This window comes from Hydrogenophaga sp., from assembly GCF_030656115.1.
Lineage (GTDB): Bacteria > Pseudomonadota > Gammaproteobacteria > Burkholderiales > Burkholderiaceae_C > Hydrogenophaga.
The window spans coordinates 61,672-83,586 of the sequence record NZ_JAUSOO010000121.1 but is presented as its reverse complement, the minus strand read 5'-3'; the positions used below and the strand labels follow the sequence as shown (position 1 = coordinate 83,586).

19 protein-coding genes are annotated in these 21,915 nt (G+C 65.3%); 9 read left to right on the top strand and 10 right to left on the bottom strand.

From position 1 onward, the window contains the following. Positions 1–2,345 (bottom strand): phosphoribosylformylglycinamidine synthase (purL, locus tag Q7J58_RS14980; RefSeq protein ID WP_304829676.1); only part of this gene is annotated, 2,345 nt, incomplete at its 3' end. Positions 2,346–2,468: 123 nt separating this feature from the next. Between purL and map the strand changes: the two genes are divergently transcribed. Next, positions 2,469–3,296: a type I methionyl aminopeptidase gene (gene map / locus Q7J58_RS14975; protein WP_304829674.1), complete on the top strand. Its 828-nt coding sequence runs from the start codon at positions 2,469–2,471 to the stop codon at positions 3,294–3,296. Between the two features lie 31 nt (positions 3,297–3,327). Beyond that, a complete protein-coding gene (locus Q7J58_RS14970; protein WP_304829671.1) occupies positions 3,328–6,087 on the top strand; it encodes a [protein-PII] uridylyltransferase in 2,760 nt (919 codons plus the stop codon). A 15-nt stretch (positions 6,088–6,102) separates the two neighbouring features. On the opposite strand, the gene def is transcribed toward Q7J58_RS14970, so the two are convergent. Beyond that, positions 6,103–6,642, bottom strand: coding sequence for a peptide deformylase (gene def / locus Q7J58_RS14965; protein ID WP_304829669.1), 540 nt, complete (start codon positions 6,640–6,642; stop codon positions 6,103–6,105). A 91-nt stretch (positions 6,643–6,733) separates the two neighbouring features. Between def and Q7J58_RS14960 the strand changes: the two genes are divergently transcribed. Both Q7J58_RS14960 and Q7J58_RS14955 read left to right on the top strand, forming a co-directional pair. Continuing rightward, positions 6,734–7,105, top strand: coding sequence for a hypothetical protein (locus Q7J58_RS14960; RefSeq protein WP_304829666.1), 372 nt, complete (start codon positions 6,734–6,736; stop codon positions 7,103–7,105). Further along, positions 7,015–7,383, top strand: a complete 369-nt coding sequence (locus Q7J58_RS14955; RefSeq protein ID WP_336623500.1) for a type II toxin-antitoxin system Phd/YefM family antitoxin — start codon at positions 7,015–7,017, stop codon at positions 7,381–7,383. The genes Q7J58_RS14960 and Q7J58_RS14955 overlap by 91 nt, the downstream gene beginning before the upstream one ends. Positions 7,384–7,398: 15 nt before the next feature. Here Q7J58_RS14955 and Q7J58_RS14950 read toward each other — a convergent pair whose 3' ends face one another. Then, positions 7,399–7,752, bottom strand: a complete 354-nt coding sequence (locus Q7J58_RS14950) for a TfoX/Sxy family protein (RefSeq protein WP_304829660.1) — start codon at positions 7,750–7,752, stop codon at positions 7,399–7,401. 169 nt (positions 7,753–7,921) lie between these two features. Between Q7J58_RS14950 and Q7J58_RS14945 the strand changes: the two genes are divergently transcribed. Continuing rightward, positions 7,922–8,341: a group II intron maturase-specific domain-containing protein gene (locus Q7J58_RS14945; RefSeq protein WP_304829657.1), complete on the top strand. Its 420-nt coding sequence runs from the start codon at positions 7,922–7,924 to the stop codon at positions 8,339–8,341. A gap of 68 nt (positions 8,342–8,409) precedes the next feature. On the opposite strand, the gene Q7J58_RS14940 is transcribed toward Q7J58_RS14945, so the two are convergent. From Q7J58_RS14940 to Q7J58_RS14910, 7 genes are all read right to left on the bottom strand, one after another. After that, entirely contained in the window at positions 8,410–8,796 is a 387-nt protein-coding gene (locus Q7J58_RS14940) for an Imm50 family immunity protein (protein WP_304829654.1), read from the bottom strand. Between the two features lie 374 nt (positions 8,797–9,170). Then, positions 9,171–9,758, bottom strand: coding sequence for a transposase (locus Q7J58_RS14935; protein WP_304829651.1), 588 nt, complete (start codon positions 9,756–9,758; stop codon positions 9,171–9,173). 148 nt (positions 9,759–9,906) lie between these two features. Then, entirely contained in the window at positions 9,907–10,869 is a 963-nt protein-coding gene (locus Q7J58_RS14930) for a PDR/VanB family oxidoreductase (protein ID WP_304829649.1), read from the bottom strand. A 51-nt stretch (positions 10,870–10,920) separates the two neighbouring features. Then, positions 10,921–11,352 (bottom strand): MarR family transcriptional regulator, encoded by a 432-nt coding sequence (locus Q7J58_RS14925; RefSeq protein WP_304829646.1) that lies wholly within the window; start codon positions 11,350–11,352, stop codon positions 10,921–10,923. A 24-nt stretch (positions 11,353–11,376) separates the two neighbouring features. Continuing rightward, on the bottom strand, positions 11,377–13,197 hold the full coding sequence (locus Q7J58_RS14920) for an acyl-CoA dehydrogenase C-terminal domain-containing protein (protein WP_304829643.1): 1,821 nt from the start codon (positions 13,195–13,197) through the stop codon (positions 11,377–11,379). A 12-nt stretch (positions 13,198–13,209) separates the two neighbouring features. Beyond that, on the bottom strand, positions 13,210–14,877 hold the full coding sequence (locus tag Q7J58_RS14915) for a 3-hydroxyacyl-CoA dehydrogenase NAD-binding domain-containing protein (RefSeq protein WP_304829640.1): 1,668 nt from the start codon (positions 14,875–14,877) through the stop codon (positions 13,210–13,212). A gap of 2 nt (positions 14,878–14,879) precedes the next feature. After that, a complete protein-coding gene (locus Q7J58_RS14910) occupies positions 14,880–16,049 on the bottom strand; it encodes a thiolase domain-containing protein (RefSeq protein WP_304829637.1) in 1,170 nt (389 codons plus the stop codon). 217 nt (positions 16,050–16,266) lie between these two features. Between Q7J58_RS14910 and Q7J58_RS14905 the strand changes: the two genes are divergently transcribed. From Q7J58_RS14905 to Q7J58_RS14890, 4 genes are read left to right on the top strand one after another with little or no spacing between them, the layout of a single operon-like run. Beyond that, positions 16,267–18,117: an AMP-binding protein gene (locus tag Q7J58_RS14905; protein ID WP_304829635.1), complete on the top strand. Its 1,851-nt coding sequence runs from the start codon at positions 16,267–16,269 to the stop codon at positions 18,115–18,117. A 58-nt stretch (positions 18,118–18,175) separates the two neighbouring features. Then, positions 18,176–18,967 carry a crotonase/enoyl-CoA hydratase family protein gene (locus tag Q7J58_RS14900; protein ID WP_304829632.1) on the top strand — a complete coding sequence of 264 codons (792 nt, stop codon included), beginning with the start codon at positions 18,176–18,178 and terminating at the stop codon, positions 18,965–18,967. A 57-nt stretch (positions 18,968–19,024) separates the two neighbouring features. Continuing rightward, positions 19,025–20,242: a Rieske 2Fe-2S domain-containing protein gene (locus Q7J58_RS14895; protein ID WP_304829629.1), complete on the top strand. Its 1,218-nt coding sequence runs from the start codon at positions 19,025–19,027 to the stop codon at positions 20,240–20,242. 43 nt (positions 20,243–20,285) lie between these two features. Continuing rightward, on the top strand, positions 20,286–21,896 hold the full coding sequence (locus tag Q7J58_RS14890) for an ABC transporter substrate-binding protein (RefSeq protein WP_304829625.1): 1,611 nt from the start codon (positions 20,286–20,288) through the stop codon (positions 21,894–21,896). Positions 21,897–21,915 lie beyond the last annotated feature (19 nt).

Below are 21,915 nucleotides of genomic sequence, written 5' to 3'. Positions count from 1 at the left end.
ATCCAGTTGGCCGACAGCTTCACGCGGGGCAGTTCAATGGGCGCGGCCAGCAGGTTGGTGATGGCCTCGGCCACCGCCATGCGGCCGGACGCAGCCGCGTCGAGCGAGGCCAAGGGCGTGCGCTCGCCCATGCTCATGGCTTCACCGGCAAAGCCTGCAAAGTCGGCCAGCGTCACCGCGCAGTCGGCCACCGGCACCTGCCAGGGGCCGACCATCTGGTCGCGGTGGCTCAGGCCCCCCACGGTGCGGTCGCCAATGGTGATGAGGAAACGCTTGGACGCCACGGTGGGGTGGCTCAACACGTCGATGACGGCCTGTTGCAGGTCCACGCCGGTGAGGTCCATGGGCTTTTCAGCGCGCTGCACGGTCTTCACGTCGCGGTGCATTTTGGGCGGTTTGCCCAGCAGCACGTTCATGGGCATGTTGACGGGGTATTCACTCCCTCCCCCGCTGGGGGAGGGTTGGGGTGGGGGCATGCCTGACGATGCGGTATCGGCGCGCGTGCCCCCATCCCAGCCTTCCCCCAGGGGGGGAAGGGGCAAATCCACATCACCCACCACCAGATGACGCTCTTCGGTGGCTACGCCCACGACCGCGAACGGACACCGCTCGCGCTCGCAAAACGCACGAAACTGCGCCAGCGACTCGGGCGCGATGGCCAGCACGTAGCGTTCCTGGCTTTCGTTGCACCAGATTTCTTTGGGCGCCAGGCCGCTTTCTTCCAGCGGCACAGCGCGCAGGTCGAAGCGGGCACCGCGTCCGGCGTCGTTGGTCAGTTCGGGAAAGGCGTTGGACAAGCCGCCGGCGCCCACGTCGTGAATGGCCAAAATGGGGTTGTTGTCGCCTTGTTGCCAGCAGTGGTTGATGACTTCTTGCGCCCGGCGCTCAATTTCGGGGTTGCCGCGCTGCACGCTGTCGAAATCAAGCGAGGCGGCGTTGGTGCCGCTGGCCATGGAGCTGGCAGCGCTGCCGCCCATGCCGATCTTCATGCCGGGGCCACCCAGCTGAATCAGCAGCGAGCCCGCGGGGAATTCGATCTTTTTCGTCTGCCCGGCGTCGATCACGCCCAGACCGCCCGCGATCATGATGGGCTTGTGGTAGCCGCGCTGCACGCCGTCCACCGCCTGCTCGTATTCGCGGAAATAGCCCAGCAGGTTGGGCCTGCCGAATTCGTTGTTGAAGGCCGCGCCGCCCAGCGGCCCCTCGGTCATGATCTGCAACGGGCTGGCGATGTGTTCGGGCTTGCCGCCCGGCTGGTCGCTCAGGCCGCCCCAGAGCTTGGACACGGTGAAGCCGGTCAGGCCGGCCTTGGGCTTGGAGCCGCGCCCGGTGGCGCCCTCGTCGCGAATTTCACCGCCCGCGCCGGTGGAAGCGCCGGGAAACGGCGAAATGGCAGTGGGGTGGTTGTGGGTTTCCACCTTCATCAAAATGTGGTGCGTGGCCGGCTCGGCGGCGTAGGCGGGTGAGGCATGGCCACCGGCGCGCGCCACGAAGCGCTCCACCGGGTTACCTTCCATGATGGAGGCGTTGTCGGAATACGCCACCACGGTGTGTTGCGGCGCCAGCTGGTGCGTGTGGCGGATCATGCCGAACAGGCTTTTGTCTTGCGCCACGCCGTCGATGGTGAACTGCGCGTTGAAAATTTTGTGGCGGCAGTGTTCGCTGTTGGCCTGCGCAAACATCATCAACTCCATGTCGGTGGGGTTGCGCTGCAGGCCGGTGAAGGCGTTCACCAGGTAGTCAATTTCGTCAGCGGCCAGGGCCAGGCCCCAGGTGGTGTTGGCTTCCACCAGAGCGGCGCGGCCACCCGCCAGCACATCCACATGCGCCATGGGCGCGGCGTGCAGCTCGGTGAACAAGGCGCTGGCCTGGCTGCGCTCCATCGACACGTTTTCGGTCATGCGGTCGTGCAGCGCGTCGGCCACGGCCTGCAACTGCTCGGCGCTCAGGCTGGCTTTGCTCAAGAAACCGCTTTTGAGCTGCAGCCGGAACTCCACCAGCCGCTCGACCCGGTGCAGCGCCAGGCCGCAGTTGTGGGCAATGTCGGTGGCTTTGGAGGCCCAGGGCGACACGGTGCCCAGCCGGGGCATGACCCACAGCGCGGGGGCGCCGCTGCTGGCCAGCTGGTGGTGGGCTTCGGTGCAGGGCTCGCCATAGGTCAACAGCTGGCCCAGGCGCTCCAGCGTGGCGGCGTCGGGCTCGGCGTCAAACGACGCGAGGTGCACAAAGCGCGCCGTGAGGCCGGTGATTTTTTCGGAAATGCCCACAAGGCGGGGCAGGATTTGCTGGACTTTGAAGTCGCTGATGGCGTTGCCGCCATCCAAAAAGCGCAGGTGCAGGGACACGGTGGGAGCCTGGGGTGCGTGAACCCAGAGAGTGGGTGGAAACCCGCAATTTTACCCGGCCACCTGAGCGGACTTGAACGTCCGGGCCGACCACATCCAGACCCGGTGGGATAATCGCGCCCCATGAGCATCACCTACAAAGACGAAGCCGGCATTGCGGGCATGCGCGTGGCCTGCAGACTGGCCTCCGAAGTGCTGGACTACCTGACACCGCTGATCCAGCCCGGCATCACCACGCTGGAAATCGACCGCCTGGCGGCCGAATACATGAAGCAGCAGGGCACGCGTTCGGCCACCATTGGCTACCAGCCCAGCGGCTACCCGCCCTACCCCGGCCACCTCTGCACCTCCCTCAACCAGGTGGTGTGCCACGGCATTCCCAATGAAAAACCGCTGAAAAAAGGCGACATCCTCAACGTGGACGTGACCGTGATCACGCCCGAAGGCTGGTATGGCGACAACAGCCGCATGTTCATGATCGGTGGCGAAGCGGCTTGCAGCATCCAGGCCAGGCGCCTGTGCCACATCACCTTTGAAGCCATGTGGAAAGGCATTGCCATGGTCAAACCCGGCGTGCGCCTGGGCGACATTGGCCACGCCATTCAGACCTTTGCCGAAAGCAACGGCTTCACCGTGGTGCGTGAGTTCTGCGGCCACGGCATTGGGCAACGCTTCCACGAAGACCCGCAGGTGCTGCACTACGGCCGCCCGGGCACGCTGGAAGAGCTGAAACCTGGCATGACCTTCACCATCGAGCCCATGATCAACGCGGGCAAGCGCGACATCAAGGAATTGGGCGACGGCTGGACCATCGTGACCAAAGACCGTTCGCTCTCGGCCCAGTGGGAACACACCATTCTGGTCACGCCCACCGGATACGAAGTGCTCACGCTCTCGGCCGGCAGCCCGCCGGTGCCGGCGTTTGTGTCGCAAGCCCCAGCCACCGTCTGACCGCGGGCAACCCGGCCACCAGGAGACCGCCATGAGCGACCCCAAAGGCGATATTGGGGCGTTGCGCCTCCAATACCGCAGTGAAAAATCGGCTTTGCTGGCCCAATTGGGCGTGCAGGGCGCATCGTCTCGTGGCGTGCGCAGCGCTTTGCAGCGCCTGGCGCGCCTGACCGACCAGGCCTTGCGCGAGCTCTGGAGCCATGCGGGCTTCGGCCCGGGTTTCACCCTCATGGCGGTGGGCGGTTATGGCCGAGGCGAGCTGTTTCCGTTTTCTGATGTGGACGTGCTGGTGCTGCTGCCCGACGGCAGCCAGCCCGAGCAAGACGAAACCCTGAAAGCCCGGCTGGAAGGTTTCATCGGGTCTTGCTGGGACGTGGGCCTGGAGATTGGCTCCAGCGTGCGCACCCGGGCCGACTGCGTGGAAGAAGCGGCCAAAGACGTGACGGTGCAAACCTCGCTGCTGGAATGCCGCCTGATTTGCGGCAGCAAGACGCAGTTTCTGGCTTTGGTCAGCCAGCTGAACGAGGCCATGGACCCCAAGGCCTTCTTTGTGGCCAAAACGCTGGAAATGCGACAGCGCCACAACAAGTTTGAAAACACGCCGTATTCGCTGGAACCCAACTGCAAAGAGTCGCCGGGCGGTCTGCGCGACCTGCAAATCATTTTGTGGGTGGCCAAAGCCGCTGGTCTGGGTCGCAGCTGGGACGAACTGGCCCGCAAAGGCCTGGCCACGCCGCTGGAGGCGCGCCAGATCAAGGCCAACGAAGCCCTGCTCAGCCTCATCCGCGCCCGGCTGCACCTGCTGGCCAACCGCCGCGAAGACCGGCTGGTGTTTGACCTGCAAACCGCCGTGGCCGAGTCGTTTGGCTTCAAGGCCCAGGTGCCGGCGGTGATCACCCCCAGCAGCCCTGGCGCGCGCACAACGCCGCATGCCCGCAGCACGCGCCGCGCCAGCGAGGCGCTGATGAAGCGCTATTACTGGGCGGCCAAGGCGGTGACCCAGCTCAACCAGATTTTGTTGCTCAACATTGAAGAGCGCCTGAGCAGCGACGACGCCAGCGTGGACCGCCGGCGCCCGCTGAACGAGCGCTTTTTTGACAAAGGCGGCATGCTGGAGGTGGCGCACGACAACCTGTACGTGCAGCAACCCCACGCCATTCTGGAAACCTTTCTGATCTACCAGACCACGGTGGGCATCAAAGGGTTGTCAGCGCGCACCCTGCGGGCGCTCTACAACGCGCGGCCGGTGATGAACGCCCAGTTCCGCGCCGACCCGGTCAACCGCGCCACGTTTTTGCGCATCCTGCAACAGCCCGAGGGCATCACCCACGCCATACGGCTGATGAACCAGACCTCGGTGCTCGGGCGCTACCTCTGGGTGTTCCGCAACATCGTCGGGCAGATGCAGCACGACCTGTTCCATGTGTACACCGTCGATCAGCACATCCTGATGGTGCTGCGCAACGTGCGCCGCTTCTTCATTGCCGAGCACTCGCACGAATACCCGTTTTGCTCGCAACTGGCGGCGGGCTGGGACAAGCCCTGGATCTTCTACATTGCCGCGCTGTTCCACGACATCGCCAAAGGCCGCGGCGGCGACCACTCGGACCTGGGCGCCAAAGACGTGCGCACCTTCTGCCGCCAGCACGGCATTGCCCGCGAAGACAGCCAACTGATGGAATTCCTGGTGTCGGAACACCTGACCATGAGCCGCATGGCGCAAAAGGAAGACCTGAGCGACCCGGACGTGATCAACGCCTTTGCCCAGCGCGTGGGCAACGAGCGTTACCTGACCGCGCTGTACCTGCTCACCGTGGCCGACATCCGGGGCACCAGCCCCAAGGTGTGGAACGCCTGGAAAGGCAAACTGCTGGAAGACCTGTACCGCTACACCCTGCGCGCCCTCGGCGGGCGGGCGCCCGACCCCGGCGCGGTGATTGAGGGCCGCAAACGCGAAGCCTTGTCCATGCTGGCGCTGCACGCCCTGCCCCACCTGGCCCACAAGGCGCTGTGGGACACGCTGGACGTGAGCTACTTCATGCGCCACCAGGCCGACGAAATCGCCTGGCACACCCGCGTGCTGACCAAGCAACTGGCTGTGGCCGCCTCGCAAAACCACAACCAGATCACCACACAACAGGCCCGCGCAGCAGCCAAACGCCCCGCTGCGCCCGAGGGCGAAGCCCACACAGGCGACGACGCACCGGCGGAACACTGCATCGTGCGCGCCCGCCTGTCCCCCGAGGGCGAAGGCCTGCAGGTGCTGGTGTACGCCCCCGACCAGCACGACCTGTTTGCCCGCATCTGCGGCTACTTCGACACCTCGGGCTTCAGCATTCTGGACGCGCGCATCCACACCACCCAAAACGGCCATGCGCTGGACACATTCCAGGTGGTGGCCCCCACGCTGTCGGAGCACTACCGCGAACTGATTGCCATGGTGGAAAACAACCTGGCCCAGACCATCGACGAACGCGGCCCCCTGCCCACCCCCACCAAAGGCCGCCTGTCGCGCCGGGTCAAAAGCTTCCCCGTCACGCCGCGTGTGGACCTGCGCCCCGACGACAAAGCCCAGCGCTGGCTGCTCAGCGTGTCGGCCAGCGACCGCGCCGGCCTGCTGTACTGCATTTCACGGGTGCTGGCGCGCTACGACATCAGCGTGCAACTGGCCAAAATCACCACCCTGGGTGAGCGGGTGGAAGACACCTTCCTCATCAGCGGGCCGCAGCTGCAAGTGAACAAACGGCAGATCGAGATTGAAACCGAGCTGCTGGAAACGCTGGAAGGCTGAGATCTTCAGTTCCCGTCAGTCGTCGTCGCCCGCGTCCAGCCCGGGAAACAGCACCTCGGTAAAGCCAAAGCGCGTGAAGTCGCGCACCCGCATCGGGTACAGCTTGCCCCACAGGTGGTCACACTCGTGCTGCACCACCCGGGCATGGAAACCCTCTGCCTCTCGGTCCATGGCCTGGCCTTGGGCGTCAAAACCCTGGTAACGGATGCGTTTGAAACGCGGCACCACGCCGCGCAGGCCGGGCACCGACAAACAACCCTCCCAAGCCTCCTCTTCTTCGTCGCCCAGGGCCGTGATCACTGGGTTGATCAACACCGTGCGCGGCACCACCGGCGCTTCTGGGTAGCGCGGGTTGGGCGCATCGGTACCAAAAATCACCACCTGCAGGTCCACGCCGATCTGTGGCGCCGCCAGGCCCGCCCCGTTGGCCACCGCCATGGTCTCCAGCATGTCGGCCACCAGACGGTGCAATTCGGGCGTGTTGAAGGTGGTCACGGGCTGGGCCACGCGCAGAAGGCGCGGGTCGCCCATTTTCAGAATGGTGTGAACGGTCATGGTGCGGTTTCTGGGGTTATGGATTACCCCGTGGGGTGTTGAGCCTGGGGCGTTATACAGTGCAGTTTTGAACGGTTTCGGAGGATTTTCCATGCAATCACGTGCTCGCTCTGTGCCCCCCGCTTCCACCCGGCTGCGCTGGGCCGCCACCGCCTTGCTGCTGGGCGGTTCCTTGGTATTTTTCAGCACCCAGGCCCGTGCCCAAGGCGCCGACATTTTCAAAGACGCCGACCTGGCACTGGGCACCCAACTCATCGCCGAACACAAGTGCGTGGCCTGCCATGTCAGCAAAGTGGGCGGAGACGGCAGCGCCATGTACAAACCCCTGGGCAAAATTAACACCGCAGGCTTGCTGCGCGGCATGGTGGAAATGTGCAACACCACCATGAACCTGGGCATGTTCCCCGAAGACGTGAGCGCCGTGGCAGCGGTGCTGAACCGGGACCATTACAAGTTCAAGTAATCGGTTGTTGGGAGATTGCTGTGCTTACATGGCCCGTTCAAGATGCGAAAGCCCGTTTTAGCGAATTCTTGGACGCGTGTCTCATGGAAGGGCCGCAGATGGTGACCAGAAACGGTGCTGAGGTGGCCGTGCTGGTACCGGTGCAAGAGTGGCGCCGTTTGCAGTCTGCTGCTCGCCCTTCCCTAAAGCGCCTGCTGCTATCTGACCCAGCACGTTCCGATGTAATCGTGCCAGCGCGAGGGCCAGCCAAACGAAGCACTGTAGAGCCCATGCTGTGACGAATACGTGCGCAATTATTTAGACCGCTTGGCGGTCTTATTTTTTGAACGCAGCGCAGCTTCATAGGCACGGCACGCCCACAACCTGGCCGTTTCTGGCTCGTCAAACACCTCAATGGGCGCCGAAAAGTAAGACATTTTCATGGTGACGCCGTTCTTGGTGTATTCAAACGGCAAAGAACCCACCGCAGAAAAATAGGGTGCCGATTCGGCATCGGTCTTCAGATAAAGCGTGTTATCTGCAACAAGGCCGAACATCAAATCTTGGTGGTAAATACCATAGCCACCGAACATGCTTTTAGCCTGGATGAGACCAAACAAGTGAAACACCTCGCTGAGATGTTCGACGAACTCATTCACCTTCTTCACATAATTCTCCAGTTTGAGTTGAACATGCATTGGCGGTGCTGGCATGGCCCACTGCCCTTGCAAAGGTGGGAAGCCCTTGTATTTGGAGTTAAGGCCGCGCCGCAGTGTCGGCCATGAACGATTTGAGTGTGCCCAGCATGGTTGCGAACTTTTTGGGTGAAAGTCCCCTGTGGGGAAACTGAATTGGACTCATAAAGAGCAATGTTACCGGCTGCGAAAACTGGGGCAGTGTCTTCGGGGTTGGATGGCGTACTTTGGCATCAGCCAGTATGACCGGCCAGTCCCTAAACTGGACGAGTGGATCAGACGGCGCATGCGCATGTGCTACTGGAAACAGTGGCGCTGGCCGCGCACGAAAATCAAGAACTTGCTGGCCCTGGGCGTGAGCCTGAAGTCGGCGATTCAACACGGCTGCAGCAGCAACAGCTACTGGCAGATGTCCAGAACCCCGGTGATCAACCAGGCCATCTCCAACGCGTGGTTACAGGAACAAGGTTTGCTCAGCGTGAAAGACCTGTGGTGCAAGGCACAGGGCTATACGGCAAAGAAGAAAAGAGGGAAGGCTTCGTCGAGCGAGCCGACTTGTTGAACCGCCCACTGCGGACCCGCACGGTGGGTGGTGTGGGGGCCGGGAGTTAGAGACTCCCGGTTACCCGATTAAGCCTGACCATTCAAATACCCCGTGACACATGCGATCCGCAAGTACGCGCATGTAATTTGGAATGATGCATCCCCCGAGAACGAAAGGCGAACATTTTGGTCGATGCGTTCAATTTCAATTCTGCCGACGACACCAGTCCCCCATGCAGACAAGTTAACAGACTCAAGTCCTATGGCATCGATGGTTAATTGGCACGTATTTGACCCTTCGGGCCAACGAGGCGATGGGCGCGATGGGTATTGAATTAGGTCAAAGACGAGCGCGGCAACTGGTCCATCACGTCGAAGCACCAGGGAGTGAGCAGTGACGGACTCAACAGAGGGCGTTTCGTCAAAATAACCCAGCACGGTTTTTGGATTTTCGATGAAGTCGAGCCAGGTCATAGCGATCTTTGAGGCTTAACACTTAGCGTTTATCTACCGCACCAGCCAAGCCAGCCAGCGGCGGTGACGTCATTCGCGGTAGATGAACCATGTTGAGCTGAACCGCAGCAGAGGCGGTGGTGTGGAATTCTTCAAATAGGGGATTGATGATTTCACCCCCGCCATGGGAAATCATTATGGCTTGACTGGGCGTCTGCAAAGGCCTTTTTCGGGCCACAGTTCCGGTCTGTTGCGCGGCCACCGCCACATTTTTCCCAGCCCGTGAGCGGTGCAATCGGGCAGTCCAGCCAAGCGCCCACACCCGCCCCTGGCGCAACTGTTTGTTGAGCAGTTGAACCAGGGGTTTGAGGTGTTCACAAAGACAGCGATCACGATCACGGCCCGTGCGCTGGTGGTGCCCGGCTGTTGGCTTTTCTGGTGCTGCCCTCAAACGGGTCTGGCAGGTGTTTCGCTCTCGCCAAGGTCTGCACCACACCCATGCGCCCTTGCTGGCACACCGGGCATTGTTGGATGTTCACCCGGGCCACCCGCGCCATGAAGTCTTGCGCGCATTCCTGCGCCTTTGGGTTGGGCTCGGGCGTGTGCAGCGCCGCTCTGGCCTGCGCCAGCTTGGTCCCGTTGGGGTTGGCCAACAGGCCGTAGTGCCGAATGCGCTTGAGCCCGCTGGGCAAGACGTGCTGCACGAAGCGGCCCATGAAGTCTGGCCCGCGCAGGCGCAGCGTGCGCTTCTTTCCCTGCTCGCCCGCCTGGCCTTCGCGGCGTTTGGCGCGGGCGCTGATGACGACTTCGTCACCCTGCAGACTGAGGATGCGTTCGTTGCCAATGGCCGTGCGGTGGGTGCAAGGCACCTCCAGCACTTGATTCAGGCGCGCTTGCAGCCAGGCGTCTTTGGCGCGCGTGCCACAGGTGGAGCAGTGGCGGTTGCGGCAGGAGTGGTATTGCCAGTGGCAGTGCTTGCGCACCAGCCACCGCGTCAGCGGTTTAGTTCAACGCAATGCGTACCGCAATACCTGCGAGAGAAGCTGGGCAGTGCGGAATATTCTGGCCAACCTGCCCACCCGCAGGCTCGCGGCGTCAGCGGCTTGGTTCGGGGGGCATTGGGTCCGCGTTTTACAGATCGAGCGTGAGCACCGGCGACAGGCTGCGTGAGCAGCAAATCAGCAGCTTGTCGTTTTTCGCTTTTTCCTCGTCGGAGAGCAGCATGTCCCCATGGGCCGGGGTGCCGTCGATCACGGCGGTTTCGCACATGCCGCAGGAGCCTTGCATGCAGCCGTAGGGGGCGTTGATGCCGTGCTCCAGCAGCACGTCCAGGATCGTGCGGTCTGGCGGGATGGTGAGTTGCATGCCGGAGCGCGCCAGTTGCACCTGAAAGGCCGCCGCCGCGCCGGTGGGCGCTTCGGCGGCGAAGCGTTCCAGGTGGACGTGGTCGGGCGGCACGCTGGCGGTGGCCTTTTCGTAGGCCTTGAGCATGCCCTGGGGGCCGCAGCAGTAGAAGTGGGTGCCGGGCGGGGCTGCGTTCACGATGGCGCCGAGATCGGGGGGGATGCCGCTGTTTTCATCGTCAAAATGGGTCACCAGCCGGCCGCAGCACGAACGCTGTGCGAGCGATTCGATGCGGTTCAGGTAGGCCGCGTCGCGGCGGCTGCGCGCGGCAAAGTGCAGTTCCCAGGGGGTGCCCAAGGCTTCCAGGCGCTGCACCATGGCCCAGATGGGCGTGATGCCGATGCCGCCGGCGATCAACACATGGAAGCGGCCCGCGGCATGCAGCGGGAAGAGGTTGCGCGGGGCGCTGGTGGCCACGAGGTCGCCCACGCGCAGCTTTTCGTGCACAAACCGGGAGCCGCCACGGCTGTTTGCGTCTTTGGCCACCGCGATTTCGTAACACGATTCGCTGCCCGCATGGCCCACCACGGAGTAGCTGCGCGAGAGCCCTTGGCCCAGGTGCAGGTCCACGTGCGACCCCGGTTCGGCCTCGGGCAACGCCTGGCCGTCGGGGGACTGGAGAACGATGCTGAGCACCTGGGGTGTTTGCCAGGCCATGCTTTGCACGCGAAGAAGGGAAGGTGTGTCCATGGGGTGGTGAATGGGCTGGGCCGGGCGACGGGTGCCGGTGCGCGGGCGGGGTTATTTGTCGGTGGGTTGCTGGGCGGCGCGCACGCGGTTGAGCAGCATGCGCAGGTAGACGTATTCCTCGCCGCTGAGGCAGCTGAAAAAGTTGTGTTCGGCGTGGTCCACTTTGGCTTCGCTGCGCACCAGGGTTTTGCGCCCGAGTTCGGTGGACTTGACCTGGATGACGCGCCGGTTGGCCGGGTCGGTCTGCCGCTCGACCATGCCTTTGGATTCCAGCGCTTTGATGAATTCGCCCATGGATTGGGCGGTGATGTTGGTGCGGCGTGCCAGGTCTGCCGACGAGACGGGTTCGTGGTGGATCACCAGGCTGAGGGTCATGTATTGGCCCGCCGTCATGCCTTCGGCTTGCAGGCATTGATCAATGACCCGCCGTGCGAGCTGTTCCACTTGCTGCACATAAAAAAATCCGCGCGCGTTCAAGGCCATAGGTGTCTTTCAGGGTCGGTTCGGTCAGATCAGCTCGTCAGCGATCTGCATCAGGGCGTCGTTGCCCGATTCAATGCGGACGCACAGTGTATGGATCAGGGGCATTTGCCGGTCCATCCAGATCCGGCCCAGCTGCAGCTTGGTCTGCCGGGTCTGGGCCGAGGCAAAGCGGCAGGCCTCGGGATTGGTGGCGACGGCGGCCATGTCCACCCAGTTCCAGCCGATGTACAGGATGCCGAACACGGTCAGCACATCGTAGGCACCGGCGTTGGCGCGGTCGGGCGCTGCGGCGGTGTGTTCGGCGAGCCAGTCGAGCGTGGTGCGCAGGCGCTCCAGACCCGCGGCCAGGGGTGCGGTGAAGGCGTGCAATTGGGGGTTGTGGGCGTTGCGCTCCACACAGCCGGCGAGCGCGCTCAGGAAGCTGCGCTGGGCGCGACCGTGGTGGAGGTTCAGTTTCCGGTGCAGCAGGTCCATGGCCTGGATGCCGTTGGCGCCTTCGTACAGCTGGCCAATGCGCGCGTTGCGCACGTACTGCTCCAGGCCGTAGTCCTTGACGTAGCCGTGGCCACCCAGCACCTGCTGGCAGGCCACCGCCGCCTCAAAACCTTTGTCGGTGAAGTAGGCCTTCATGACCGGCGTCAGGATCTCCAGCAGGTCGGACGCCTCGGCCTTCTCGGCGGGGTCTTCGGCGTGTTCGGCCACCGATTGCCACAGCGCGGCGCGCAGCGCCCCGGCCCGCGCGCCTTCGGCAAAGGCGCGCGACTCCAGCAACAAGCGGCGCACATCGGCGTGGGCGATGAGGGGGTCGGCCACCTGCTGCGGGTAGCGCGAGGGTGTGCTGGCTTGCCCCGACAGGCGTTCTCGCGCATAGGCCGCGGCGTTCTGGCGCGCGATTTCGGCGTAGGCGATGCCGGACATGGCGGTGCCAACACGGGCGTAGTTCATCAGCAGAAACATGGGCGCCATGTTGGCCGACGTGCCGGTGCGGCGCTCGTCCGCGATGCGCCAGGCCACGGCGTCTTCGAAGTCGAGTGCGCAGGTGGCGCTGCCCTCAATGCCCATCTTGTGTTCGATGGAGCGGGCGTGCACGCCGTTGAGCGCCCCCAGTTGCCCGGTGGCGGGGTCGATCAGGCGCTTGGACACCAGGAAGACGTTGACCGCCGACAGGCCCCGGGGCAGCTGGCCGCTGGCGTCGGGCACTTTGGCCAGGACCACATGGACGATGTTGTCCGTCAGGTCGTGTTCGCCGCCCGAAATGAAGATCTTGCGCCCCGTGATGCGCCAGGTGCCATCGGCCTGCTCCACCGCGCGGGTGCCCAGCTGGCGCAGGTCGGTGCCGGCCTGCGGCTCGGTCATGCACATGGTGGCGGTCCAGTCGCCGTCGGACAGGCGGGGCACCACGTGCGTCTGCATCCAGGGCTGGCCCAGGCGGGACAGCATGCTCGCGGTGGGGGCGCAAAAGCTGCTGTACATGGAAAAGGAATGCCCGGTGGACGCGCGCAGCTCGCTGATGGGCACCGACATGATGGGCGGCAGCCCGCCGCCGCCCAGCGCTGCGGGCAGGCTGATGCGGTGCCAGCCCGCGGCGCGGTAGGCCGCCCAGGCTTCGATGTAGCCCTGCGGGGTCTGCACCTGGCCGTTCTGGATGTGGGCGCCCTCGGCATCGGCCCGCAGGTTGATGGGGTGCAGCACCTCTTCGTGAAAACGCGCGGCCGCACCGAGCACGGCGCCGGTGAAGTCGGGGTCGAGGTCGGTGAAACCGGGCAACTCGGCGTGCTGGTCCACGTGCAGCACGTCGTGCAGCAGGAATTGCCAGTCGTCAACGGGGGCGGTGTAAATGGGCATAGGGGGATGGGTTCAGGAAGTCTGTTCGCAGAAGCGGCCGCCGCGCTGGGCGAGCTGCACCAGTGCGGCGGCGGGTTGAAACACCGGGCCATGGCGCGCTTGCAGGGCTTGCAGCCGCTCCACCACGGTGGCTAGGCCCAGGGTGTCGGCGTGGTGCATCGGGCCGCCTTTCCAGTCGGGCCAGCCGTAGCCCAGTTGCCACACCAGGTCGATGTCGCTGGCGCGCTCCACGATGCCCTCGGCCACCAGCTTGGCGCCTTCGTTGACCATGGGCAGGATCAGGCGGTCGTGCAGCTCTTGCTCGCCGATGGCACGGCGCTCCATGCCCTTGAGACGCGACGCCTCTTCGATCAGCGCGGTCACCTCGGGGTCGACCAGGGGTCGGCGCTTGCCCGCTTCGTAGCGGTAGTAACCGCGACCGGCGCGCTGGCCCAGGCGGCCGCGCTGGAACAGTTGCTCCACCAGCCAATCGCTTTGCCCGCTGCGCTGGCGGGCGTGGTAGGTGAGCGCAATGCCACCGGCCATGTCCTGCAATTCAAAGGTGCCCATGGGCAGGCCGAACTCGCGCTGGAAGCGGTCGATCTGCTCGGGCAGCGCGCCTTCGAGCAGCAACTGCGCGGCCTGGCGTTCGCGGGTGATCATGAGCCGGTTGCCCACAAAGCCATTGCAAATGCCCACCACGATGGGGGTTTTGCCGATGCGTTGGGCCAGGGCCTTGGCGGCGGTCAGCGTGTCGGCCGAGGTGGCCGGGGCGCGCACGATCTCCAGCAGTTTCATGACCTGCGCCGGGTTGAAGAAATGCAGGCCCACCACCGCCTCGGGGCGCCGCGTGGCGGCGGCGATCTGGCCAATGTCCAGCGTGGAGGTGTTGGTGGCCAGCACGGCGCCCGCGTCGGCGTGGGCGTCGATCGTGCGGAAGATGTCGCACTTGAGCGCCATGTCTTCGAACACCGCCTCCAGCACCAGCTCGGCGTGGGCCACGTCGGTGACCTCGGTGCTGGTTGTCAGGGCGGCTTGTTGTTCGGCCATGGCCGGGGCGGACAGGCGGCCCCGGTCCACCTGCTGCTGCAGCCCGGCGGCGATGCGCTCCTGCGCGCTGGCCAGTGCGGAGGCGCTCTTGTCGATCAGGCGCACCCGCAGACCGCCGGCCAGCAGCGCCAGCGCGATGCCCACGCCCATGTTGCCGGCCCCGATGACCACGGCCTGCCGGAACCGCTGGGCCGCCTCGGGGGGCGTGGCGCCCAGCGCGGCGCGGGCGCGCTGGGTGTAGGCGCGCGCCTGCTCGGCCGCCAGCGTGGTGAAGGCGGGCAGGAACCGGCCTTGTTCCGTGGGGATGCAGCGCAGCGTGACCGGGTCGCCAATGCGCAGCGCATGCACATCGGCGTCCACCACCACGCTGTGGATGCGCAAGCCCTCTTCCAGCTCGATGATGGCCGGGGCGGTCGGGCGCGGGCTGCGCTCCACCACGGTGTGCGAATAGACCGTGCCCCGGCCCGACAGGGCGTGCCACAGCGTTTCGCGGTGACCGCAATGCGGGCAGTGCGCGCGCGGGTAGAAATGCAGGGCGTCGCACGCGGTGCAGCGTTTGGCCAGCAACTGGCCTTCGCGGGTCGCGGCCCAAAAGGGTTCGTCGCCCGGAAACACCACCGGCTCGGGCATGAAGTTGCGAGGGTTTGCCATGTTTATTCCGCCTGAAAAATGAGCGTGCCGGCCGCGTGGGCGCCGGCCAGGTTGCCCCCGGTGCCGTGCGCCAGAACAAACTCGCGGCGCCGGACCTGCACCGCCGGATGTGCCTCGCCGCGGCATTGGCGAACGGCCTCCAGGATCTTGGTCATGCCGCCTTTGTTGCCGGGGTGGTTGTTGCACAGGCCGCCGCCGTCGGTGTTGAAGGGCAGCGCGCCGTGGCCGGCGATGAGGTTGCCGTCGGCGACGAAGCGGCCACCGGCGCCCTTGGGGCAAAAACCCAGGTCTTCCAATTGCACGATCACGGTGATGGTGAAGCTGTCGTAGAGCGAGACGTAGCCGATGTCGGCGGGCGCAATGCCCGCGTCTTGAAAAGCTTTGGCGCCCGATGAGCGAGCGGCCGAATAGCTCAGGTCGATGCGCCCGGCGCCGGGGTGCTTCACGGCTTCGCCGGCCCCGATCAGCTTGACGAGCGGGCGCCGGAGTTGGCGCGCGATGTCCGGGTGCACCACCACGACGGCGCCACCGCCGTCGGTCATGACGCAGCAGTCCAGCCGGTGCAGCGGGTTGGCCACCATGGGCGAGCGCAACACGTCGTCCACGCTGACGACGTCGCGGTGCACGGCATGGGGGTTGTGTTGCGCGTGGTGAGAAGCCGCCACACGCACCCAGGCCAGCTGCTCGGGCGTGGTGCCGAACTCGTGCATGTGGCGCCGGGCGACCATGGCGTAGCCGTACATGGGTTGCGGTGGCACCGCCGCCTGGAACGGCAGGTTGGGCATGGTGTTGCGGTCCACGCCCGCCAGCGCCGTACCGGCCGCGGCCGCCAGTGGCCGGTCGGCCATGGTCACCAGCGCCACGCGGCAACGGCCGGCGGCAATGGCCTGCGCGGCGTGGCTGACGTGCAGCAAATAGGCGGAGCCGCCCGACTCTGTGGTGTCGGTGTGCTGGAGCTTGTTCAGGCCGATGTATTCGGCCATGGTCAAACCGCCCAGACCGGGCGCATCGGCACCGCAAAAGTAGCCATCCACGTCGTCCAGCGACAGCCCGGCGTCTTCCAGCGCGCCCAGTGCCACCTCGGCGTGGAGCTGCGCGGTGGACTGGTTGTCGGCCCGGCGCAGCGGGTGTTCATAGATTCCTGCGATGTAGGCCTTGCCTTGGAGACTCATGGTGGGAGGTCGCGAGAAAACGGGAAAAAAAAGGAAGCGCCTGCAGCCAGCATCTGTTGAAGCCGTGCGGGCAGGGACCGGCGATGAAGGGCTTAAATGTAAGGTGACATTATTAACTGGTGCATAGGGATTCCCCTATGTAAAAAAGGCGAAAACAAAGATAAGGTCACCTTATTGATTGCCGAGAGGCTTTTTGACAACGTGGATGGACATTGCCTTGAACGCCAGGACCCCCGCTTCCTTTTTGCCCTTGCCCTTCATGGAGCGCCGCATTGAGCTCGATGCGCGCACCGACGGCTCGTTGTTGATGCGCAGCCGCGTGCCCCTGGGGCCTGTGGAGCGCCATTTGCCGGGGGTGCTGCGCCGGCACGCGGCGAACCAGGGCGACAAGATCTGGCTGGCGCAGCGGCAGGCCACGGGCGCCGATTGGCGCACCCTGGGCTACGCCCAGGCGCAGCAGCAGGTGGACGCGGCCACGCAGTGGCTGCTGAACCTGGACCGCCCGGGGCGCGCGGTGGTGGTGCTCAGCGGCAACTCGCTGGAGCACGCGGTGTTGGAGCTGGCCGCCATGCAGGCGGGCATGCCCTATGTGCCGGTCACCCCCGCCTACGCGCTGTTGAGCACCGACTTTGGCAAGCTGCGCGCCATGGTCGAACTGATCGATCCGGCGGTGCTGTTCGTGCAGCAGGCCGACCGGTTCGGGCGGGCGCTGAAGGCGCTGGACCGGGCCGGTGCGCGCGTGGTGGCGGTGGACGGCGCGCAGGACCTGGCGGGTGCGGTGGCCTGGGCCGATGTGCTGCGGGTCGTGCCCGGCGCGGACGTGCCCAGCGCGCTGGAACGCATCACCCCCGACGTGGTGGCCAAGTACCTGTTCACCTCCGGCTCCACCGGGGTGCCCAAGGCGGTGCCGATCACGCAGCACATGCTGTGCGTGACCATGGCCATGCATGCGCAGACGATCACACGCGGACCGGACACGCCGTCCTCGGTGTTGCTGGAGTGGCTGCCCTGGAGCCATGTGGCCGGTGGCACGGCGGTGTTCAACAGCGTGCTCGAAGACGGCGGCACGATGTACCTGGACGATGGACGGCCCACCCCCGGCGAGTTTGAAAAGACCTTGCGCAACCTGCGCGAGATTTCACCGACCCGCTTCAGCAGCGTGCCCGCCGGCTACACCATGCTGGCCGACGCGCTGGACGAAGACCCGGCACTGGGGCAGCGGTTCTTTCGCGACCTGCAGCGGCTGACCTCGTCGGGCGCGCGCCTGCCCGACAGCGTGTATCTGCGCCTGCAGGGCCACGCCGTGCGCCAGCGGGGCCACTACATGCCGTTTGTCGCCGGCTACGGCTCCACCGAAACCTGCGCCGCCACCACCGTGGTGCACTGGCCCACCGAGCGCGCCGGCCTGGTGGGGCTGCCCCAGCCGGGCGTGGAACTCAAGCTGGTGCCCATGGAGGACGCGCGCTACGAGGTGCGCGTCAAGGGCCCTTCGGTGATGCCGGGTTACCTGAACCAGCCCGAGCTGACCGCGCAGGCCTTTGACGAAGAGGGCTTCTACCGCATGGGCGACGCGGTCAGTTTTGTGGACCCGGCACGGGCGGACGAAGGCCTGGCGTTCGCGGGCCGTGTGGCCGAAGAATTCAAGCTCCAGTCGGGCATTTTTGTGCGTGTCGGTTCGTTGCGCGTCGAGGCGATCAACGCGGCGGCGCCCTGGCTGAACGACGTGGTGGTGACGGGGGCCGACCGCGAATACGTGGGCCTGCTCGCCTGGCTCAACCCGAGTGCGGTGCAGGAGCGGTTCGGCCCGGCGACGGCGCAACCGTGGACGCAGCACGCCGGCGTGCGCGATGCGCTGCGCCAGGCGTTTCAGGCACACAACGCCCAACACAGCGGCGGGAGCATGCGCATTCGGCGTGTGCTGTTGCTGGACGAAGCCCCCTCGATGGACGCGGGCGAAATCACGGACAAGGGCTACGTCAACCAGCGCGCGGTGCTGGCGCGGCGCGCCGAGGCGGTGGACGCCTTGTACGCCCCGACGCCCGACCCCCGCGTGATCGCCATCGACTGACCTGCCGCACGCCAGCCCCCGACCCCAACCCCAACCTCCCCACACAGCAGAGCCCCGCATGACCGACAACATCCTGCAGATCGAGCGAGAAGACGACATCGCGCTGGTCCAACTCAACCGCCCCGACAAGCGCAACGCGATCAACGACGCCTTGCTGGACGCCCTGGGCGACTGCTTCGCGCAGCAGCTGGACGGCGCGCGCGCGGTGGTGCTCTACGGCGCGGGCGGGCACTTCAGCGCGGGGCTCGACCTGTTTGAGCTGATGAGCAAACGCAGCCCGGACGTGCTGGTGGGCATGCGCCGTTCGCGCCGCTGGCACCGGGTGTTTGATCAGATCCAGTTTGGCGAACTGCCGGTGGTCAGCGTGCTCCAGGGCGGCGTCATCGGCGGCGGGTTCGAGCTGGCGGCGGCCACGCATGTGCGGGTGTGCGAAAGCTCGGCCTTCTTCCAGCTGCCCGAAGGGCAACGCGGCATTTTCCTGGGCGGTGGCGGCTCGGTGCGCATTCCGCGCCTGATCGGCGCCGGCCGGGTGGTCGAGATGATGCTGACCGGCCGCGCCATGAACGTGAGCGAGGCGCAACAACTCGGCCTGGCGCATTACACGGTGCCCGAAGGCCAGGGCCTGGCCAAGGCGCTGGAACTGGCGCGCACCATCGTCAAAAACGCCCCGGCCACCAACTACGCCGTCATCAACGGCATCAGCCGCATTGGCGAGATGTCCATGGGCGAGGGTTTCTTCGCCGAAACCATGGTGACGGCCATGACCCGCTCGGCCGGCATCGATGCCTCCCAGCGCATCAGCGCGTTTTTTGATGGCCGGCGCGAGCGTGCCGGCAAAACCGGGGAATGAGCGGTCCGTCCAGGAGCGCCCAATGACTTTCAGCCTATAGCCAACAAGGAGCAAGACATGCTGTCCAAGGAAGACAACGAGCGACTGACGCGCGTGAGCAACGGAGCGCCCATGGGGCGCATGATCAAGCAGCACTGGTGGATACCGGCGGCGCTGTCCGACAAACTGGAGGCCGATGGCAAGCCCTTGCGCGTGCGGCTGTTCGGCGACAACTACGTGGCCTTTCGCGCCACGAACGGGCAGGTGGGCTTCTTTGATGAGGCCTGCCCCCACCGTGGCGCGTCGCTGGCCCTGGGGCGCAACGAAGACAACAGCTTGCGGTGCATCTACCACGGCTGGAAGTTCCGGGTGGACGGCGTGACCGTGGCGGTGCCCACGCAGCCGCAAAACGAGGCGCAGTACTGCAAACACGTGCCGCTCAAGCACCACGCGGTGCGCGAGGAGGCGGGCATTGTGTGGGTCTGGCTGGGCGAAGGCGAGACCCCGCCGGCCTTCCCCGACCTGCCGTTCGTGGGCCTGCCGCGCGAGAACTTTGTGGTGTTCCGCCAGAAGGTGAATGCCAACTGGGTGCAGGGCGTTGAAACCACGATGGATTCGGCGCACCTGGGGGTGTTGCACCAGAGCTGGCTGGTGGGGTTTGGCGACATCGAACTGTCGTCGGCCAACATGGCACCGGTCTACCACCTGGCGCAGAAACCGTTCGGTTTTCGCTACGCGGCGGTGCGCGAACTCAAAGACCAGCGCGCCTACGTGCGCACCAACAGCTTCGTGATGCCCTGGTACGGCATCGTCTCGCCGAACCAGGCCGACCTCCAGGGGGGCAGCATTTTCTTCTCGGTGCCGATCGACGACGAAAACATCCACTACTGGCAAATGACCTACCGCACCAGCGAGAAGCTGGTGCTCAACAAGACGCACCACTACACCGACGCCGACGCCTGGCCACCCCTGCCACCCGGACCGCCCGAGGACAACTGGGGCCAGGACCGCGAGGCCATGAAGAACGGCCACTTCACCGGCTTCACCCAGATGCTGGGCACCGAGGACTTCGCCGTGATCATGAGCATGGGCCCGATCTCGGACCGCACCCAGGAATACCTGGGCGCGGGCGATGGCGCCGTGCTCGCGGTGCGCCGCTGCCTGCTCGGCGCGCTCAAGCAGTACATGGCGGGTGAAGTCCCCCAACTCGCGCAACACGAAGCCATCGACTACAGCGGCACCGCGCCGCAGTCCAAGGTGGTCACCGGCGAGTCGGAATGGCGCGCCATGCTTTGAAGAAGCGTTCCCCCTGACACAACAACACCGGAGACAAGACACCATGAAAACCTTCACCTTCCAAGTGGCCAGCGCAGCCGTGCTGGCTGTATGCGCCAGCGCACCGCTCCAGGCCCAACCGGTGGCGGCGGGCTCGCCCGTGCGCGGCGGCACACTCGCGGTCCCGATCCATGTGGGCGAGCCGTCCACCTACGACTGCCATGCCACGAATTCGCCGGCGGTCATGTGGCGCATCGCCCCCCACTACTCGACCCTGCTGAAGATCGATCCGGACCAGTTTCCGCGCGTGGTGGGCGACCTGGCCAAGAGCTGGACCGTGTCGCCCGACCAGCTGGAGTACCGCTTCACGCTGAACAGCAACGTGAAGTTCCACGACGGCAGCGTGATGACCAGCGCCGACGTGAAGGCCAGTTTTGACCGGATGCGCAACCCGCCGCCGGGCGTGGTGTCGCTGCGCCAGGGCATGTTGTCCGGTATCCAGTCCATCGAAACGCCCGACGACCACACCATCGTGTTCCGTTTTGGCCACGCCAGCACGACGTCGCTGCAACTGCTGGCCATGCCGTACGCCTGCATCTACTCGGCCAAGCTGATGGCCAGCGACCCGTCGTATCCGTTCAAGCGCGTGATGGGGACCGGTCCCTTCCGCTTCGTGCGCCACACCCCCGGAGCCGATTGGGTCGGTGAGCGCTTCGAGGGCTATTTCGGCGCCGGCAAGCCTTATCTGGATGGGTTCCGCATGCTGAGCATTTCGCCCGTGGCGGCCACCAACACCCTGTTGGCCGGACAGGTGGCCTACACCATGAGCGGCCTGACACCGCCGGAAGTCAAGCGGGTGCTGGAGGCGCGGGGAGACGACGTGGTGCTGCGCGGCGGCAACAACGCCACCACCTTCCTGCCCTGGTTTGCCATCAACAACCAGCGCGATGGGCTGAAGGACGAGCGGGTGCGCCGCGCGCTGAACCTGGCGCTGGACCGCTGGGGCGCCTCCAAGGCCATGGAGCAGATCACACCCATGTTCAAGGTGGGCGGCCTGGTGCGGCCGGGCTCGACCTTTGCGCGCAGCGACGCCGAACTGGCCAAACTGCCCGGCTTTGGCCACGACATCGAGGCCGCCCGCAAAGAAGCACGCCGCCTGCTGGCCGCCGCCGGCAAGACGGACCTGAAGCTCACCGTGGTGAACAACCGGGCCTTTTCGTACTTCGGCGTGTACGTGGCCGATCAGCTCTCGAAGATCGGTGTGACCGTGGACCACCAGGCGCTGGCCACACCGCAGGTGGCGGCGCGGCGCGTGTCGGGCGACTACGACCTGATCTTTGACAGCCCGGCGGAGTATTCCGACGACCCGTCCATCCAGCTGTCTTATTTCGAACCCTTCAGCACCAACCGGGCCAACCTGGCGCGCTTTGGCGACGTGAAGTTCGTCGAAATGTTCAACGCCCAGCAACGGGACTTCAACCCCGCATCGCGCCTCAAGCGGGTCCGGGAACTGGAGAGCTACCTGCTGGAAAAGAGCTATGTGATGCCGCTGTTCTGGCAGAGCCGCAAGCGCGTGATGGACAGCCGCCTGCGGGGACTGGAGGGCGACTACCCGTCCAACTACGTGAAGATCGATCTGGCCGATCTGTGGATAGCCCCCGCTGCGGGCAAATGAGCTGGCTGTTGCCCACCCG